12 protein-coding genes and 1 pseudogene are annotated in these 18,834 nt (G+C 37.3%); 5 read left to right on the plus strand and 8 right to left on the minus strand.

Annotated elements, in window-relative coordinates:
- Window positions 1–72: 72 nt before the first annotated feature.
- The 3 genes from ACFIJR_RS07000 to ACFIJR_RS07010 all read left to right on the plus strand — a co-directional run bounded on the left by ACFIJR_RS07000 (window position 73) and on the right by ACFIJR_RS07010 (window position 4,781).
- Window positions 73–1,110 (plus strand): tyrosine-type recombinase/integrase, encoded by a 1,038-nt coding sequence (locus tag ACFIJR_RS07000; protein WP_375653878.1) that lies wholly within the window; start codon window positions 73–75, stop codon window positions 1,108–1,110.
- A 909-nt stretch (window positions 1,111–2,019) separates the two neighbouring features.
- The gene (locus ACFIJR_RS07005; RefSeq protein ID WP_375626936.1) at window positions 2,020–3,234 is read left to right on the plus strand and encodes an NADP-dependent isocitrate dehydrogenase; all 1,215 of its coding nucleotides are present in this window, start codon (window positions 2,020–2,022) and stop codon (window positions 3,232–3,234) included.
- A gap of 119 nt (window positions 3,235–3,353) precedes the next feature.
- Entirely contained in the window at window positions 3,354–4,781 is a 1,428-nt protein-coding gene (locus tag ACFIJR_RS07010) for an MFS transporter (protein ID WP_375626938.1), read from the plus strand.
- Window positions 4,782–4,823: 42 nt separating this feature from the next.
- On the opposite strand, the gene ACFIJR_RS07015 is transcribed toward ACFIJR_RS07010, so the two are convergent.
- Window positions 4,824–6,023: an MFS transporter gene (locus ACFIJR_RS07015; RefSeq protein WP_375626941.1), complete on the minus strand. Its 1,200-nt coding sequence runs from the start codon at window positions 6,021–6,023 to the stop codon at window positions 4,824–4,826.
- 1,225 nt (window positions 6,024–7,248) lie between these two features.
- Window positions 7,249–8,367 carry a tRNA guanosine(34) transglycosylase Tgt gene (tgt, locus tag ACFIJR_RS07020; RefSeq protein WP_375625986.1) on the minus strand — a complete coding sequence of 373 codons (1,119 nt, stop codon included), beginning with the start codon at window positions 8,365–8,367 and terminating at the stop codon, window positions 7,249–7,251.
- Window positions 8,368–9,336: 969 nt separating this feature from the next.
- Between tgt and ACFIJR_RS07025 the strand changes: the two genes are divergently transcribed.
- Window positions 9,337–9,474, plus strand: a complete 138-nt coding sequence (locus ACFIJR_RS07025; RefSeq protein ID WP_375625988.1) for a hypothetical protein — start codon at window positions 9,337–9,339, stop codon at window positions 9,472–9,474.
- 305 nt (window positions 9,475–9,779) lie between these two features.
- On the opposite strand, the gene ACFIJR_RS07030 is transcribed toward ACFIJR_RS07025, so the two are convergent.
- From ACFIJR_RS07030 to ssb, 5 genes and pseudogenes are all read right to left on the minus strand, one after another.
- A complete protein-coding gene (locus tag ACFIJR_RS07030) occupies window positions 9,780–10,292 on the minus strand; it encodes a peptidylprolyl isomerase (RefSeq protein ID WP_273788293.1) in 513 nt (170 codons plus the stop codon).
- Window positions 10,293–10,310: 18 nt separating this feature from the next.
- Window positions 10,311–10,904 (minus strand): peptidylprolyl isomerase, encoded by a 594-nt coding sequence (locus ACFIJR_RS07035; RefSeq protein WP_375625989.1) that lies wholly within the window; start codon window positions 10,902–10,904, stop codon window positions 10,311–10,313.
- Window positions 10,894–11,413, minus strand: a pseudogene (gene coaD / locus ACFIJR_RS07040) (pantetheine-phosphate adenylyltransferase). Before coaD ends, ACFIJR_RS07035 begins: the two are co-directional and overlap by 11 nt.
- 24 nt (window positions 11,414–11,437) lie before the next feature.
- Window positions 11,438–14,221, minus strand: a complete 2,784-nt coding sequence (gyrA, locus tag ACFIJR_RS07045; protein WP_375625991.1) for a DNA gyrase subunit A — start codon at window positions 14,219–14,221, stop codon at window positions 11,438–11,440.
- A 228-nt stretch (window positions 14,222–14,449) separates the two neighbouring features.
- Entirely contained in the window at window positions 14,450–14,956 is a 507-nt protein-coding gene (gene ssb, locus ACFIJR_RS07050; protein WP_375625993.1) for a single-stranded DNA-binding protein, read from the minus strand.
- 333 nt (window positions 14,957–15,289) lie between these two features.
- On the opposite strand from ssb, the gene uvrA reads away from it, so the two are divergent.
- The gene (gene uvrA, locus ACFIJR_RS07055; RefSeq protein WP_375625995.1) at window positions 15,290–18,205 is read left to right on the plus strand and encodes an excinuclease ABC subunit UvrA; all 2,916 of its coding nucleotides are present in this window, start codon (window positions 15,290–15,292) and stop codon (window positions 18,203–18,205) included.
- Window positions 18,206–18,229: 24 nt separating this feature from the next.
- Here uvrA and ACFIJR_RS07060 read toward each other — a convergent pair whose 3' ends face one another.
- The gene (locus ACFIJR_RS07060; RefSeq protein WP_375651837.1) at window positions 18,230–18,364 is read right to left on the minus strand and encodes a hypothetical protein; all 135 of its coding nucleotides are present in this window, start codon (window positions 18,362–18,364) and stop codon (window positions 18,230–18,232) included.
- Window positions 18,365–18,834 lie beyond the last annotated feature (470 nt).

An 18,834-nucleotide genomic window follows, 5' to 3' on the forward strand; every position in this document is an offset into this window, starting at 1 on the left:
CACCCAGACAAACTTTTAGATTTGTCAAAGAATGAATATTACGAAACCGCACTCTCTAAGATGTAAAATACCATGCCAAAACCACGTCCTCCTCATCTTGTCAAAGAAGTCACACGTCATGGTAAAATTATATGGTATGTACGTATTGGTCATGGACCACGTATTAGAATACGCGGCACCTATGGAACGCAAGAGTTTGTTGATAACTACAAAAGCGCACTTGCCGAGTTACAAGGGCTTATACTTCCTAAATCAAAAACTGGTAAACTTGTTGAAGGGTCATTTGCATGGCTACTTAAACAATACTTTAACAGCTCCAATTGGCATAGCCTTTCTAAAGTCACCCAAAAACAAAAAGAACTCATCCTTATGAAGGTATGTGATACCATAGGAAACATTCCATACCAAGCAATTGAAAAGAAACATATCATAGCCGGTGTTGAACGGCGTAAAGAAACACCAGCAATGGCTAGAAATTTTCTGAAAGCCCTTAATGGACTTTTTAATTGGGCGATTGATCAAGGTCTTTTGGAAAATAATCCAGCTTTAGGAATAAAAAGACCCCCCCTCAAAAACAAAGAGGGATTTCCTGTTTGGACAGAAGAAGATGTTGAGAAATATTATCAAAGATGGTCCCATGGTACCCATGAACGCGTTTGGATTGATGTCCTTTTGTATACGGGCTTGCGTCGTGGTGATGCGGTACGCATTGGCTGGAAAGATGTCAAAGATAATATTATTCATCTCAAAACAGAGAAAAGTAAATTCCAAACAGATGTTTTTCTTCCCATTTTACCGGAATTAGCTAAAACGCTTGAAACTGGTCCTATTGGAGAAGAAACATTTATCTGTAGTAAAGTGAATCAAAAATTCACCAAAGAAAGCTTTGGGAATGGATTTAGAGACGCTTGTAATGCGGCTGGAATTAAAAAATCGGCGCATGGATTAAGAAAATTAGCAGCAACACGCGCAGCTAACTCTGGTGCAACAGTATCACAACTCAAAGCAATTTTTGGCTGGACAGAAGATCAGATGGCATCCCTTTATACAAAGAGTGCAGATCGTAAAAGACTAGCTCTTGAAGCTATAAAAAAGCTCCAAAAAAGTTAGGGGCAGAGACAAAAAAACGTAATAGAATCAAAATTCATTAATTCCCTTATATTCTATATAATTCTTTGATTTTATTTACTCTATACCCGCCCCTTGGGCGTACCATAATCCTTTTTTATATGTTTAATACATTCATTTTATTTGTATTTTTAAAAATGAGGAATGTATAAATAAAAACGAGGAATAAGATTTTTAAAGGGATCTCTTCGTAAAAAAGATACGAGAATCATTAGATGATTAATTTCTTTGTTGCATTTCGATAGTAGTGCTTTACTGCGCACAGTTGATAACAATAAAAATCGATAAAATATAAAAACTAGAGGGTTCTAGCTCATGATACGGTAAGTTTATAAACCATATTCTTGCGTATGCCGTTAATTTTTAAATTAAAACCAGCCACATCATTTATACGTTTCTTCCAACCTTCAAAACTGAAATTTACCCCAAAACGCATTTTGTATGAAGCATTTCTAATTACAGTGCCTTTGTATCACATTAAATTTTTCTATAAACAAACAGACCGTAATCTTAGAATTGAAATACGATATAAAAATAGATTCTTATTCACCTAACACAACAAATCAAGAAACTATAATTTAGAATACGATCAACTTATTAAATGGAATCTCTGATAAATAAAAATGCATAATCCCTGCCCCCAGTGATCTAACTACCTTATCTAGTAAACAGATTCTTCATCAATCATAGAATAATTATAGATTTGTAAACACATCACTTCTTTTCAAAAATTAAACCCTCCAAAAAAACTTTACACTCTATTGATAATATATTCTAAAAGCTCATATTTGAATGCTTTTTTCCCTTGTTTTTACTTTTCATTATAAACTTGAAAGTGCTATAAAGTAGTATCGCTTAAAAAAAAGGACTTCTATAAAAAAAGGACTTCTAATGGTAAAGATCAAAGTAGAAAACCCCGTTGTTGAACTTGATGGGGATGAGATGACCCGTATCATCTGGAAATATATCAAAGATAAATTAATCCATCCCTATCTCGACATTGATCTCAAATATTATGATCTTTCCGTCGAAAATCGTGATGCAACCAATGATCAGGTAACAATCGATTCTGCCAATGCTATCAAAAAATATGGGGTTGGTATAAAATGTGCAACCATCACACCTGATGAGGCACGCGTTAAAGAATTTAACCTAAAAAAAATGTGGAAATCACCTAATGGCACAATCCGCAATATTTTAGGAGGAGTCATTTTTCGCGAACCCATTATCTGTAAAAACGTCCCTCGCATTGTTCCTAACTGGACAAAGCCAATTATCATCGGACGTCACGCTTTTGCTGATCAATACAAGGCAACAGATTTTAAATTTCCAGGAAAAGGGAAATTAAGTATTAAATTTGTAGGTGACGACAATCAAGTTATTGAACATGATGTTTTTGATGCCCCAAGCGCAGGGGTTGCTATGGCTATGTATAACCTTGATGAGTCAATTCGTGATTTTGCCCGCGCATCCTTTAATTATGGACTACAAAGGAATGTTCCAGTTTATCTTTCAACAAAAAATACCATTCTAAAAACTTACGATGGTCGTTTTAAAGATATCTTTCAAGAAATATTTGATACGGAATTTAAAACTGAATTTGAAAACCGTAAATTATATTACGAACACCGTCTTATTGATGATATGGTTGCTTCTGCATTAAAGTGGTCAGGGGGCTATGTATGGGCATGTAAAAACTATGATGGTGATGTTCAATCTGATATTGTTGCCCAAGGCTTTGGTTCTCTTGGTCTCATGACTTCTGTTCTTATGACACCAGATGGTAAAATTGTTGAAGCAGAGGCAGCACACGGCACCGTAACACGCCATTACCGTCAGCATCAAAGAGGTGAAGAAACATCAACAAATTCTATTGCATCTATTTTCGCATGGACGCGTGGGCTGGCACACCGTGCTAAACTAGATAACAATGAGAAATTAAAAAACTTTTCCACGACATTGGAAGAAGTTTGTATTAAAACCGTCGAAGAGGGTTTTATGACTAAAGATCTCGCACTTTTGATTGGTCCTAAACAAAAATGGCTTTCTACGACAGGTTTCCTCGAGAAAATTGATGAGAATCTCAAAAAAGCAATGGGCAATTAAGTTATTACTTAAATTAAAATTCAAAGCTCTAAACAGAGCTTTGAATTTCTCTTGGCAAATTCAAAGAAGTACCTTATAAGTAAAAAGAGGATAAACTTTTATTAAATAGCAAAAAAACAGTGAAAAAACAAAGTTGGTCTGCGCTTTTATTAGGTAAAAACGGTCTTTGCTTTTTAACGTTTACAGGTGGTGTTGTATTACACGCAACCAACGTTTATATTGTTATTACTATTTTACCCTCCCTTATGAATCATATTGGCAATGAGATATATTATTCTTGGGTGGCAACTGTCTTTATTACAGCTTCACTCCTTGGTACTTCACTTGCAACAAAAATATTAGGAAAATTAGGTCCTCGCAACGCTTATGTTATCTCTGGACTTATATTTACCTTAGGCACTTTCCTGTGCAGCATTTCTTCATCTATGTCATTATTTTTAATAGGACGCTTTATTCAAGGATTGGGAAGTGGTTCTTTGTTATCTCTATCCTATTCCATGGTACGTATTATTTTCAGCCCCTCTTTATGGTCACATGCATTAAGTGTTATCTCTGGAATGTGGGGAATATCAACCTTATTAGGTCCAGCGATAGGAGGAATTTCTGTATATTATGGCCTATGGAGAGCATCCTTTTGGATCATTGGCGCATTAGCTATATTCTTCTTACTCATAGCCTGTAAAATTTTACCTAAAAAGAATGAAAACTATGTTCCAACATCCCCCCTCCCTCTTCTTCAGCTTTTCATACTCACCTTATTGATTTTTATCATTTCTGTTGGAGGAGCTATGGACACAACAATGGCAAAAATTTGCGGATTAGTTATCGGACTTAGTCTTCTCTTTGTTCTAGCAAAAATCGAATCATATAGCTTTCATCCTATGTTGCCGCGCAAATCCTTTTCTTTCTCTTCTGAAATTTTTCCCGTTTACGCATTAATACTCGTGATGACAACAGTCGTGTACAGTATAGAACTTTATTTACCACTTTTTCTTCAAGAACTTCATGGACAAGCTCCCCTTATAGCCGGTTATATAGCAGCACTTATGAGCCTAGGGTGGACGTGTGGAGCCCTCTCAAGTGCTGCTGTCTCCACAAAAAAAATTCGCAACATCATTATATACTCGCCCCTATTTAAACTGTTAGGTATAGCGATTCTTTTATGGCTCATCCCAACAGAAGTTTCCACACTTGAATATATTTTTACTATTTGCTTAGCACTATTTTCTATTGGAATCAGTGCGGGCATAGCATGGCCACATTTGCTCACACGGATCTTACAATGTACAAATGATGAAGATGCTCTACGTGCCAGTGAATCCCTTACCTCCGTACAACTATTTTCAGCTGCATTGAGTGCAACTCTAGCCGGAGTTATCACCAATCTTTCCGGTCTCTTTAATCCTGGAGGAACAATAGGAATGATCTTAGCAGCAAAAACTCTTCTTATAGTGCTCATTGGTTTTTTATTTTGTTTTGCTATTCCATTAGCGCTGCGCATTTCTTACTGCATATTAAAAAGTCCAACAGGACATTCCAATAATTAAATAAACATAAAAATACCTTCTTCATTAAAAAAATCAAAAGTATTAAGCATGCTTTTCCATATACCATGAGACGCAAAAAATCACTAGTCCACACAAAGTTAGAACACTTCCTAAAATAGCTGTATATTCATAACTATAGCCCAATTTTAAAACTAATGCTCCAGATTCTGCACCAAGAGCATTAGCAATATTAAAAGCAGACTGCATTAATGCTCCTGCCAAAATCTGTCCCTGTAGTGCAACATCCATAATTTTTGTTTGTATAGAAGGCATAGAAGCAAAAGAAGTCCCAGCAAAAAAGCATCCTATTGCCGCTGTTAACGGAGCATAGGACAAAAAGAAAAAAAGAAAAAAAACAAATACGCTCCAAAGCATAGAAAAAAATATCATCGGCGAAATACCAATTTTAACAGCTAATTTAGGCCCCAAGAGATTTCCTACCACCATTCCCAATCCAACTAACGGCATGATAAATGGTACCCACTCAAGTGAAACACCAGAAATATGCATTAATGTTGACTTGATATAAGTGAAAACAGAAAATAATCCTGACGCTCCCACCGAAACCATTAACAAAAGAAGCCATACCTGCTTTTGCTTTAATGCACCCATTTCGTGCAAAGGATTCGTTTTTGGAAAACTTAAATCACAAGGCAAAAAATTCCAAATAAGCAAACAACATAATAAAGCAATCATACCCACAAGGACAAAAGCAATCTGCCAACCAATAAGTTGACCAATCCAAGTAGCACTGGGTGCTCCCAAAACGGTTGCAATTGTTAAGCCAAGCATAACATATCCAACAGCTTTAGAACGTTCTTTCATTTCTACCATTGAAGAGGCAACCATAGCCGCAAGTCCAAAATAGATTCCATGGGGAAGTCCACTGAGAAAGCGTAATACTACTAATATGCTAAAATCAGAAACAAAGGCACTAGCGATATTTGCTAAAGCATAAAAAAGCATCAATCCTATCAAAACAGTTTTGCGTGATACATGAGCTGTTGCCACAGCTAAAAGAGGTGATCCAATTACAACTCCTAATGCATAAGCAGAAATATATTGACCAGCGGTAGGAATATCAACATATGAACTTCGTGCCATCTCTGGCAGTAGCCCCATTGCAACAAACTCTGCAGTACCAATAGCAAAACTCCCCACGGCAAGGGCTAAAATTATTAAACGCCGTATTCTCGAATCAATTTCCAATGCAAGAACCTTTTGTTTATAAGAATCCCTCATATCATCACTTCTGGATAGGAGTTTTAACTGTAGATATCTGTAATACACACAAACAAAAATTCAAAACATTGTTATACGCATACCCAATAGTCCCCAATGAAGTTTCAGGTAAGATTCTTTAATGAAAAACCTTTGAAACCCTCAAGGTTATAGACGTATTCACCTATTTTTCTCAGATCTGCCAGATAATAAACTTTGTCTCCTCTTTTCAGCAGTTCCAATTTTACAGTGAAACCTTTATTTGACAACGATATACTATACCCTATAAATAATTCTAAAATTTGTCGAATAATGCACTTCAAACAAGTGAACCACATCTCATCATTATCTTGATACAAAGATAAAACTTCTCCCAAAATTATTGTTGCATTATTTTTGTTATCTAAATGCAGATCCTCCAAATTGATAAGCTATAATTTCAACTTTACGCCATTCTTATAAATTATTATAGAGTCTTTTAAAATTCCCATGATAATAGTGCTTGGTTTCTAGATTTATTAAATATCCTCTTTTAGGAATCTTTATCCCCCTCTCATCTAACAGAGGAATCCCCTCAGGTATCTAACTCACTATCTATAAATTAAAATATTCATGTAAATATTTTAATTTAAATTATATAAACAGAGCAGAAAACAAATATAATAATTTTTATCTCAATATATTTATCGATATTTTATAAATGTGCTAATTATCGTGATTAATATTTAAATTTTTTATGACTTAAAATATATAATTATCTTATAAATAATACTTATTATTAAGATATAAAAATAATAAAAACTTAAAATATATAATTATAATATTTAAAATGTTGTAATCTTATTTTAGTTTTATTTTAATTTTCTAAAGATTTATCTATTCGGTTGTATATAACCCATTCTTTACCTTTAGTAATAAAAAACACAAATTAGCTCATAAAAATACAATTTTCATACTTCTTTAAGAGTTCGCTAACGCCTCATTAACATTGTTGCTTTAAACAGTCATCAGAAACAGAAATAAACTGTTTTTCTCCGGATCAGGTAGCGCGTACCGGAGTAACAGTTTCTGTTTTATATAGTAATTAGAAAAAGAATATATGCCCTATAAAACCGCACTTCTATATCTTAGGATAGTGCAATTTTATAATTTTTGAAGGTGTTTCTAATTTCATATTTTTAGCTAAATTTGTAAGTACAAGAATAAATTCAATAAAAAAATGAAGCGTTATATTACGATTAATATTTTAGCGTCCTTGTGCCCATAGAGCACGCGTTTCAGCGCAAAAATCAGCATAACAGCCTTCTTCAATGGCATCACGAATTCCCTGCATCAGTTGTTGATAATAAAAAAGATTATTCCAACTCAACAACATACCCCCAAGAGATTCACCAGATTTGATCAAATGATGCAAATAAGCACAACTATAATCATGTGCTGCTGGACAAAGTGACTGCGGATCAAGAGGATGTGGATCTTCTGCATAACGCGCATTACGCAAATTAATTCTACCAAAGCGGGTAAAAGCTAAACCATGACGTCCTGCACGCGTCGGCATAACACAATCAAACATATCAACACCACGAGCAACACTTTGTAAAATATCATCAGGTGTCCCTACTCCCATAAGATAGCGTGGTTTATCCTCTGGTAAAATCGGACAAGTAGTATCCAATACTGCTGTCATAACACTCTGCGGCTCACCAACAGCAAGCCCTCCAATAGCGTAACCTTTTAAATCCATTTCTTTTAATGCTTGAGCAGAACGTTCACGCAGTTTCATATTATCACCACCTTGAACAATCCCAAACAATGCTTTATCTGGCTGATCTCCAAAAGCTGTTTTACAACGCTGCGCCCACCGCAATGAAAGTTCCATAGCTTCTTCCATTTCTTTTTCAGTTGCAGGTAATGCAATACATTGATCCAACTGCATCTGGATATCCGCACCAAGAAGTTCTTGAATTTCGATAGAACGCTCTGGACTCATTTCATAGTAAGCTCCATTAATGTAAGAGCGAAAAATCACACCTTGTTCAGTAATTTTACGGATTCCCGCCAATGACATAACCTGAAAGCCACCAGAATCGGTTAAAATAGGTCCGCTCCAGCGTGAAAATTCATGTAATCCTCCCAAACGCGCAACACGTTCAGCTCCTGGACGTAACATTAAATGATAAGTATTCCCCAAAATGATATCTGCACCAAGATCACGTATTTGATCCATATACATAGCCTTAACGGTTCCTGCCGTCCCAACAGGCATAAATGCGGGTGTACGAACACATCCTCGCCCCGTTATAATTTCGCCTCGACGTGCATACCCATCTTGAGCAATTTTTCTATAATGAAATGTCTTTATCATAACTCTCGTCTTTTTGATTCCATCAATGCATATCTCTATAGAAAGAAAAAAGATATCCCCTTACGAGCATTGTCATAAGCTTTATGAATTAATTTTTGATTCGCTCAATATTGTAACCAGCATAAAAAATTAAACGAGATAAAAGAACATTTCTTGTTAAGAAATCACCATAATAAAAGTGATAATCTAGCTCCAAAAAAATAGCAAAATCCTTATAATATCATACCTCAAAATACCTACGATTAATGCACTAAAGCCTTAATAGAACTGAAAAATTATTATCACAATAATCTCATCTTCACATACTTCCATAAGCAATAACTTTGTACGCATAGAAGAAAATTCTGAACGCATTGTACAGCTTACAATATTCTTTACTTTTACAGATAAAAATTTTTCATCTGCTGAGCACGGCAATCCCCACGCTTAATAAAAGCGCAAATGAGCATAATCATTTATCCCCTTACAATATTGAGATAGCTCTTGGCACTTGAGATAATTCACAAAAGAAATTAACGTGTAAAAACACTTAAAAAAACTAAAAATGCTTTTTGTAAAGATTCTCAAATACCAAAAGCTCTATCGTAACATTAGAGGCTGAAAAAGCGTATGATGGTACCCGTTTGCTCCTTCACAAGCTTTAAAACTATACATGCCATGAATGTCATCGTGGAAGTGAATGTTGATATATACTGAGAAATGCTTCTTAAAAAAACACGTAAATGTGCAACATTAAGTATATTCCGTTTGGAGCGTTCCTCTATTAAAAAACGAGAAAAATAAAAACGTAAGGCTATGCATAACCTTCATTATTTAAATGATATCGCTTTAGATACTTTTTAAAAAAGTAAAGCTGAATTAAAAAGAATATGGCAAGACTAGCCATTTGTTTCACCTCTGCGCCTTCACATTCTTCTAAGATTAAACTGTCTTCTTGTTTTAAAGATGACACCAATGAGATATACATAAATGCTGGTTTTCCACCTTGCTAGGAAAACTGGAGCAGCTAGTAAGGCTCTTATCCGTATTAATATGTGTGCTGCTGCATTAGGATTGGATGTTGATTTACAAGCAGCAACAAAAGCACACGCTCTCTCAGAAAAGTAACATCATAAAACCATTAATAGACCAACAATGAATTGAAGAGAAATGCCGAATTTTTTATAAAATACTTTTCCAAACAACAACCATAACACAACAGACTTTGCGTTTTCCTATTCTGACAAGTGTTTGTACAAATCCTTTGCGTTATATTCTTCAAGAAGATCCGATTGAAGGAAATATATGGACAATTCTTAGCTCGAAATTATAAAAGGTAAGTGTGATACTACAAAAGAGTTTTGTGTGCCTTTATTGATCAGAAAAGAGTATTTTTTCTTAGAAACTGACAATTGAAATCAGCATAATTTATACTATTTTGCATCCGCAGCAATAACGGCTTTGGTAATTGAATCTGGATCTGCAACAGGTTCACCACGTTTAATTTTATCAACATTTTCCATACCTTCAACAACCTGTCCCCATATGGAATATTGACGATCAAGCCACGGAGCATCTGCAAAACAAATAAAAAACTGAGAATTAGCAGAATTTGGATTCTGACTACGTGCCATAGAAACTGTACCACGCTTATGAGAAAGATTTGAAAACTCTGCTGTTAAATTTGGTTTTTCTGCCCCCCCCATACCCGCACGGGATAAATTGAATTTTTCACTATCCTTCTTTCCAAATTGGACATCGCCAGTTTGCGCCATAAAACCATCAATAACGCGATGGAAAATAACATTATCATAAGCACCTTCACGTACCAATTCTTTAATACGTGCAACATGTTTTGGCGCTAAATCAGCCAAAAGCTCAATAACAACTCTGCCCTTTGTTGTTTCAAGAATTAAAGTATTCTCTGGATTTTTATTCTCAGCCATATGGAAAGCTCCTTTGATTCATTTCTCAACTTGTAAAGTAGCAGCATTAATAACATCAGGATTTTTTACAGATCCATTATTACTTGTCGTACCTTTTTTTATTTTATCAACAATATCCATCCCCTTTATAACCTCTCCAACAACCGTATACTGACCATTTAAAAAAGCAGCATCATCAAAACAAATGAAGAATTGAGAATTCGCGGAATCCGGATCTTGTGACCGTGCCATCCCAACAGTACCACGCTTAAACGGCTGCTTTGAAAACTCTGCCGGTATATTGGGATAATTTGAGCCACCCATACCAACGCGTTTCAAATCAAAATCTCTACTGCCTTTTTTTCCAAACTTTACATCACCAGTTTGTGCCATGAAATTAGGAATAACACGATGAAATACAACATTATTATAGGCCCCCTCCTCTGTTAATCTTTTAATTTGCGCAACATGTTTTGGCGCCAAATCAGGACGCAGACGAATAATGACATCACCATCTTTGAGAGATAAAACAAGAAGGCTTGCATCACTTGCTGGGCTAGAATTACCGGCGACAGCGGACAATGAAAAAAAACAAAACACACATATCAAAACAGCAAAAATTCTACGAGACACAATTATTCTCCCCTAAAAGATTGGAATTTCGAGCTCAAAGCTCGTGCAATATTGGGCGGTACAAATGGTGTCACATCACCTCCCATGGAGGCAATTTGGCGTACCAATGTAGAAGTTATCGCACGCCCAGAAACGCTTGCCGGCAAAAAAACAGTTTGCAATTCAGGAGCCATAACGCCATTCATCCCTGCCATTTGCATTTCATAATCAAGATCAGTACCATCACGCAATCCACGAATGAGAAATGAAGCACCAACTTCACGCGCCTTCTCAATTAGAAGGTTGCTAAATGAAAGAACCTGCAATCGGTTAGAATCCGCGCCAAACAAATCTTTCCCTACCTGCGTAATGAAATCAACACGCTCTTCGAAGCTAAAGAGTGTTTTTTTGTCAGCCTGTATCCCTATAGCGACGACCACCTTATCAGCTAACACAAAACATCCTTTCAAAACATCAAGATGACCATTTGTAAGAGGATCAAAAGAACCTGCATAAAGAGCAATTTTCATGATTTTACTTCATCCTCTTGAAAATTATTTTTCTTCGCTCATATCAACTGTATCAGAATGCTTCTCACCTTCATCATCTAATGAACTCGTATCATCTTCAGGTTCAGAAATACGTTCAACCGATACGACCCTTTCACCTTTGGCTGTATTAAAAATTGTGACTCCCTTAGTTGAGCGCCCAGCAGTACGAATTCCCTCAACAGGAACACGAATAAGCTGTCCCCCATCTGATACCAACATAATTTGATCTTGCGCCTTCACCGGAAAAGCCGCTACTAATTTACCAATTTCAGCTGTTTTAGATGGATCTGTTGCACGAATCCCTTTTCCGCCACGTCCGGAAATCCGGAACTCATAGGATGAAGAGCGTTTACCATAACCAAACTCACTCACCGTCAAAAGCATTTGTTCACGTGCATGAAGTTCTGCATAACGTTCATCTGTTAACTCTGTTTCAGCACCCCCATCTTCCTCATCAAGAGTTACAATATCTTCAACATCAGCATCTGCACCAGAAGCACGCCGTTCATTCATTACACGTTTAATATAAGCAGAACGCTCAATGGACGTCGCCTCGACATGCTCTAAAATTGTCATCGAAATGACTTTATCGCCTTTAGCTAAATTGATACCACGAACTCCCACAGAATTACGCCCAGCAAAGACACGAACATCAACAACTGGAAAACGGATACATTGTCCATTGGCTGTTGTTAGAACAACATCATCATGTTCTGTACAGGTTTCAACAGAAAGAATTTCATCTTCTTCATCAAGTTTCATTGCAATTTTACCATTACGATTAACTTGAACGAAATCTGATAATTTATTACGACGCACAGTTCCACGTGTTGTCGCAAACATAACATCCAATGCACTCCAGCTCGCTTCATCTTCAGGCAAAGGCATAATCGTTGTAATACGCTCACCTGGTTGTAAAGGAAGCATATTGATCAAAGCCCGCCCACGCGATTGGGGTGTCCCCAGCGGCAGTCGCCAAACTTTTTCCTTATAAACAATTCCACGTGATGAAAAGAAAAGAACCGGTGTATGCGTATTGGCAACAAACAATCGCGTTACAAAATCCTCATCCTTCGTGGACATACCAGAACGCCCCTTACCACCACGTCGCTGTGCACGATAGGTATTAAGAGGCACACGTTTAATATAGCCACTATGGCTCACCGTTACCACCATATCCTCTGGTGCAATCAGATCTTCACTCTCCATCTCAGCGCTACCAAAACCAAATACGGTACGTCGCGGCGTTGCAAATTCCTCACGAAGAGCGCTCAACTCATCCTTAACAATACACATAATGCGTATGCGTGATGCCAAGATATCAAGATAGTCAGCGATATCCACGCCAATTTTATTCAATTCATCAGCGATTTCATCACGCCCAAGGGCTGTCAATCGTTGCAAACGCAATTCTAAAATAGCACGCGCCTGTTCTTCAGAGAGATTATAAGTACCATCCTCATGAATAATATGACGAGGATCATCAATAAGTTTAATCAAAGGTGCGACATCCATTGCTGGCCAGCGTCGCTCCATTAACTGTGCACGTGCTGTCTGCGGATCAGGAGCTTTGCGAATAAGTGCGATAATTTCATCAATATTGGCAACAGCAAGGGCAAGACCAACCAAAACATGTGCTCGCTCACGCGCTTTACGCAAAAGATATTTTGTTCGCCGACTGACAACTTCTTCCCGAAAAGAAACAAATGCACGAAGCATATCAAGCAACGTCATCTGTTCGGGTTTTCCCCCATTCAAAGCAACCATATTACAACCAAAGGAAGTTTGTAGCGGCGTATACCGATATAATTGGTTTAAAACAACTTCCGCAACGACATCTTTCTTCAGCTCAATAACAACCCGATATCCATCACGATCAGATTCGTCACGCAAATCAGAGATTCCCTCAATGCGTTTATCGCGCACCAATTCGGCCATTTTCTCAATCATCGTTGCCTTATTAACTTGATAAGGGATCTCATTCACAATAATTGCTTGTCGACCATTGCGAATTTCTTCGATCTCAACTTTAGCACGCATAATGATTGAGCCACGTCCTGTTTCATAAGCTGCACGAACACCAGAATGTCCGAGGATAATGCCCCCTGTAGGAAAATCCGGACCAGGAATAATTTCAATTATTTTATCGAGTGTGATATCGGGATTATCAATCAAAGCGATACAACCATCAACGACTTCACCAAGATTATGGGGAGGAATATTGGTTGCCATTCCCACAGCAATCCCCCCTGACCCATTAACCAAAAGATTGGGAAAACGCGCTGGTAAGACAACCGGCTCACGCTCACGCCCATCGTAATTATCCTGAAAATCAACAGTATCTTTATCTATATCAGCTAAAAGTTCTTCTGAAACTTTTTCTAAACGACACTCAGTATAGCGCATAGCCGCGGGTGGATCACCATCAACGGAACCAAAATTTCCCTGACCATCAATCAATGGATTTCTTAAAGAAAAGTCCTGCGCCATACGCACTAAAGCATCATAAATTGAAGCATCACCATGGGGATGGAATTTCCCCATAACCTCACCAACAACACCAGCAGATTTACGATATGACTTATTGAAAGAAAGCCCCATCTCATTCATAGCATGAAGGATACGTCGATGAACAGGCTTAAGACCATCACGAACATCAGGGAGTGCACGTGAAACAATCACGCTCATCGCATAATCGAGATAGGAGCGTTGCATTTCATCAATAATACTGATTGGTTCAATACCGGTTAGCACATCACGTTCCGGAAGTGGAGTAAGATCGGTCACAATTTTAAAACTTTCAAAAAAGAATCATTTCACTTTATTTATATCGAAAAATACACCAAAATGCTAATTTCTCCCCCATGACAAAAAAGAAATTTAACAATATTTTTCAATATGTTATTAATTTATATTAAAATTACCAATAATAATCAACAATTTCCACTTCGCTAAACTTCAAAAATCTGAAACAAACAAATCATAAAGTAATCATGATACTGCAATTAAAGACTCTTAAAAAGGTACGTCATCATCTAATTTGTGTGAAAAACTTTCTCCCAATTGATTATTATTTTGACCAAACGTATTTCTCTGATTTGAGTTACTATCGGCAAAGCCACCACTATAACTCCCCCCTTGACTTGCTCCTTGCTCCCCGCCCGCGGTTCCCCGCCCATCAAGCATTTGTAATTCACCACGGTACTTTTGCAAAACAACCTCTGTTGTATAACGGTCATTTCCATTTTGATCTTGCCATTTTCGTGTCTGTAACTGCCCCTCAATGTAAATTTTGCTGCCTTTTTTTAAATATTGCTCTGCAACTTTGACAAGGTTTTCATTAAAAATAACAATACTATGCCACTCAGTGCGTTCTTTTCGCTCATTTGTATTCCGATCACGCCAACTTTCTGAAGTAGCAATACGCAAATTTGCCACTTGATCACCAGAATTCAAACGGCGGATTTCAGGATCCGCACCAAGGTTACCAATCAAAATAACTTTATTAAGGCTACCAGCCATCGCATAAACTCCAAAATTTTAATTCGTAAAATACTCTGTTTTATAATAGTTATAACCATCTTGACCTTCAATTTACATGTCTGCAATTGACCTTCAATATGGATATTGCTATCCTTTCCCAATATTGTATCCGTGTAATTATAACAAAAGATGATAAAGACGCATAGTTTATTCCACCACGAGAGAATAAAAAGCTACTCATTTGTATTCCTCTTTTCATAAAACTTATACCTTCTTTTAGCATTAAAGCAGTTAAACACATTGTAATTCTAAAAAAACAGTTTTATTCCATTTTAGATGCTCAGTTTTTGTCACATATGCCAAGGGTAAAATATGACTTATCAAAAATATATCTCCATTCGCGGTGCACGTGAGCATAACCTTAAAAATATTGATCTCGATCTGCCTCGTGACAAACTCATTGTTATAACAGGACTTTCTGGATCAGGAAAATCATCCTTAGCTTTTGATACAATTTACGCTGAAGGACAACGCCGCTATGTCGAAAGCCTTTCAGCCTATGCACGCCAATTTTTGGAAGTCATGCAAAAACCCGATGTCGACCGCATAGACGGTCTATCTCCAGCTATCTCCATTGAACAAAAGACAACCAGTCGCAACCCTCGTTCAACGGTAGGTACCGTTACTGAAATCCACGACTACATGCGTCTTCTCTTTGCACGTATTGGTATTCCTCATTCTCCTGCGACAGGACTTCCTATTGAAAGCCAAACAGTAAGCCAAATGGTGGATCAAATTATATCCTTACCAGAAGGAACAAGAATTTTTATTATGGCACCCTTGGTGCGAGGACGAAAGGGCGAATATAAAAAAGAGCTAACAGAACTTTTAAAAAGAGGATTTCAACGCGCTAAAGTTGATGGAAAATTCTATGAAATCGCCGATATTCCACCTCTTGATAAAAAATATAAACACGACATCGATGTCGTGGTAGACCGCATTGTTGTACAAAAAGATATCACCTCTCGCTTGGCTGATAGTATAGAAACCTGTTTACAATTAGCAAATGGACTTGCCATAGCTGAAATGGCAGACCAGCCCTTGGCACAAAAAGAAACGACAAAGGAATCTGCTCATAAATCAAAAAATGATACACACAAACGGCTCATTTTTTCAGAAAAGTTTTCTTGCCCTATATCTGGTTTTTCTATTCCTGAAATTGAACCACGCCTTTTTTCGTTCAATAATCCTTTCGGGGCCTGCCCTCTCTGCGATGGATTAGGTATAAAAAAGGCAATGGATCCACTAAAAATTGTGCCAAATAAAAATCTTACCCTAAAGAATGGAGCCATTGCTCCTTGGGCTAAATCGGATTCACTTTATTACAGACAAACCTTAGAAGCATTAGGAAAAGCTTACGGTTTCAAACTCACAGATCAATGGTGTGAACTCTCTAATGAAGCACAACAGGCAATTCTCTACGGTACAAAAAAAGATGAAATCTCTTTTATCTATAAAAATAATTCTGGTTCGCATAAAACAACCCAACCTTTTGAAGGAATTATCCCCAATATGGAGAGACGCTGGAAAGAAACCGATTCTGCTTGGTCTCGAGAAGAAATCGAACGTTATATGTCTTCTTCGCCTTGCCCAGCTTGTCATGGTTATCGTTTAAAACCAGAGGCACTTGCTGTAAAAATCCACGGAATGCATATTGGGCAAATATCAGATCTTTCTATTCTAAAGGCAGATGATTGGTTTGCCAATATTCATCAATATCTCACAGAAAAACAACGTAATATCGCTATACGTATTTTAAAAGAAATTCGCGAACGTTTAGCTTTTTTAAATCATGTAGGATTGGAATATCTTACCTTGTCTCGAACTTCAGGAACGCTTTCAGGTGGAGAAAGTCAACGCATTCGGTTAGCATCCCAAATTGGTTCTGGTCTTACAGGCGTTCTTTATATTTTAGATGAACCATCTATCGGTTTACACCAACGCGATAATGAACGCCTTTTGGAAATGCTGCGCCATTTACGCAATCTTGGCAATACAGTTATTGTCGTTGAACATGATGAAGACGCTATTCTCACAGCAGATCATGTTGTCGATATGGGCCCTGCCGCGGGCGTTCATGGCGGAGAAATCATAGCGCAAGGGACACCACAGGAAATTATAGAAAATTCAGCCTCTCTCACAGGACAATACCTTTCAGGAAAAATGGCTGTTAAAATACCTGCCAAACGACGTAAAATATCAAAAATGAAAACACTTAAAGTCATCGGTGCCAAAGGAAATAACCTCAAAAATATCAATGCGAATATTCCTCTTGGAACCTTTACATGTGTAACCGGTGTTTCTGGAGGAGGAAAATCAACATTTCTTATTGAAACACTTTTCAAAGCAGCATCACATCATATCATGGGCTCTCATCACAGCCCTGCCAGCTATGACAAAATTGAAGGATTAGAATTTCTTGATAAAGTCATTGATATCAACCAGTCCCCCATTGGACGCACCCCACGCTCTAATCCCGCAACCTATACAGGCGCTTTTACACCGATTCGTGAGTGGTTTGCCGATCTTCCAGAATCAAAAGCCCGTGGTTACAAAGCTGGTCGTTTTTCATTTAATGTTAAAGGAGGACGTTGCGAAGCATGTCAAGGTGATGGAGTCATAAAAATTGAAATGCACTTTTTACCTGATGTCTATGTTACTTGCGATGTCTGTAAAGGAAAACGCTATAATCGAGAAACACTAGAAATAAAATTCAAAGGACAGTCTATAGCCGATATTTTGGATATGACAATTGAAAAAGCAGAGGAATTTTTCCAAGCTATTCCCGCTATTCATAATAAAATGGAAACTCTCATTAAAGTAGGATTAGGTTACATAAAAGTAGGACAGCAAGCAACCACACTTTCTGGTGGGGAAGCACAACGTGTGAAACTTGCGAAAGAACTTTCACGTAAAACAACGGGACGTACACTCTATATTTTGGATGAACCGACAACAGGTTTACATTTTCACGATATTTCCAAACTTCTTGAAGTGCTGCATGAACTAGTCGAGCAAGGCAACACAGTTATAGTCATTGAACATAACCTCGATGTTATAAAGACAGCCGACTGGATTATTGATTTAGGACCCGAAGGTGGAGATCGTGGTGGCGAAATCGTTGCAATTGGACGCCCTGAAGACATCATTAAGGTCCCCGCTTCCTACACAGGAAAATTTCTAAAAGATGTTTTACTGCGCCCCTCTCTCTATAATTCCAATTCTTAAAAACGGTTTCCATTGTAAAATAAATCATACGAACAAAGCCTGTACTTCTATTGTTACCTTGTAAACACCAACACCTAATTCCAGTGGTGCAACATGTTTAAAGCAAAGGCTGAAACAATTTAGCGCTTTATAAGCTGTTTCAATTTTCGTATTGCCCATAGGAACGCACGCATAATTGCGTATTTATTCTCTGTTTTGTTTATATCTGAAACGACCAAACAGCCCAATTTGGAAAGAATACGAAGTTTTAGGATATAAATAAGTTCCTATCTTTACATCTTCTTTTAATTTATCTTTACGATTTTCAAAGGTATCCGCAGCAGTATCTTATAATGAAGATTGCCCATTGCTTCACGCTTTTGTTTATCGCGTTCCTTAATGGAATCACATTCCTCACGAAGAGACAAAACGCCCCAAACAAAATATATTTGCGTTGCCAAATCACACATCTGTTTTAAAGAAATATTTCTCAACGCTCTCAAGCCCATTTCACAACGGTACCTAATGCTATAATGATAAATCCACTATTGTACACAACCATCTTTACGTTTATGAAGGAGCATGATCGGCATCATCACACTCTTTTCCAATATTTGTCTCCCCCTACTCCCTAATATTGCAAAACCTTT

Source organism: Bartonella sp. OD88NMGDW (assembly GCF_042193775.1).
Taxonomy (GTDB): Bacteria; Pseudomonadota; Alphaproteobacteria; order Rhizobiales; family Rhizobiaceae; genus Bartonella; species Bartonella grahamii.

Coding starts and splice junctions, on each gene's coding strand:
- ssb (WP_375625993.1), bottom strand. CDS start 14,956: ATGGCTGGTAGCCTTAATAAAGTTATTTTGATTGGTAACCTTGGTGCG.
- ACFIJR_RS07000 (WP_375653878.1), top strand. CDS start 73: ATGCCAAAACCACGTCCTCCTCATCTTGTCAAAGAAGTCACACGTCAT.
- uvrA (WP_375625995.1), top strand. CDS start 15,290: ATGACTTATCAAAAATATATCTCCATTCGCGGTGCACGTGAGCATAAC.
- ACFIJR_RS07025 (WP_375625988.1), top strand. CDS start 9,337: ATGCTGGTTTTCCACCTTGCTAGGAAAACTGGAGCAGCTAGTAAGGCT.
- tgt (WP_375625986.1), bottom strand. CDS start 8,367: ATGATAAAGACATTTCATTATAGAAAAATTGCTCAAGATGGGTATGCA.
- ACFIJR_RS07030 (WP_273788293.1), bottom strand. CDS start 10,292: ATGGCTGAGAATAAAAATCCAGAGAATACTTTAATTCTTGAAACAACA.
- ACFIJR_RS07060 (WP_375651837.1), bottom strand. CDS start 18,364: ATGGGCAATACGAAAATTGAAACAGCTTATAAAGCGCTAAATTGTTTC.
- ACFIJR_RS07005 (WP_375626936.1), top strand. CDS start 2,020: ATGGTAAAGATCAAAGTAGAAAACCCCGTTGTTGAACTTGATGGGGAT.
- ACFIJR_RS07015 (WP_375626941.1), bottom strand. CDS start 6,023: ATGAGGGATTCTTATAAACAAAAGGTTCTTGCATTGGAAATTGATTCG.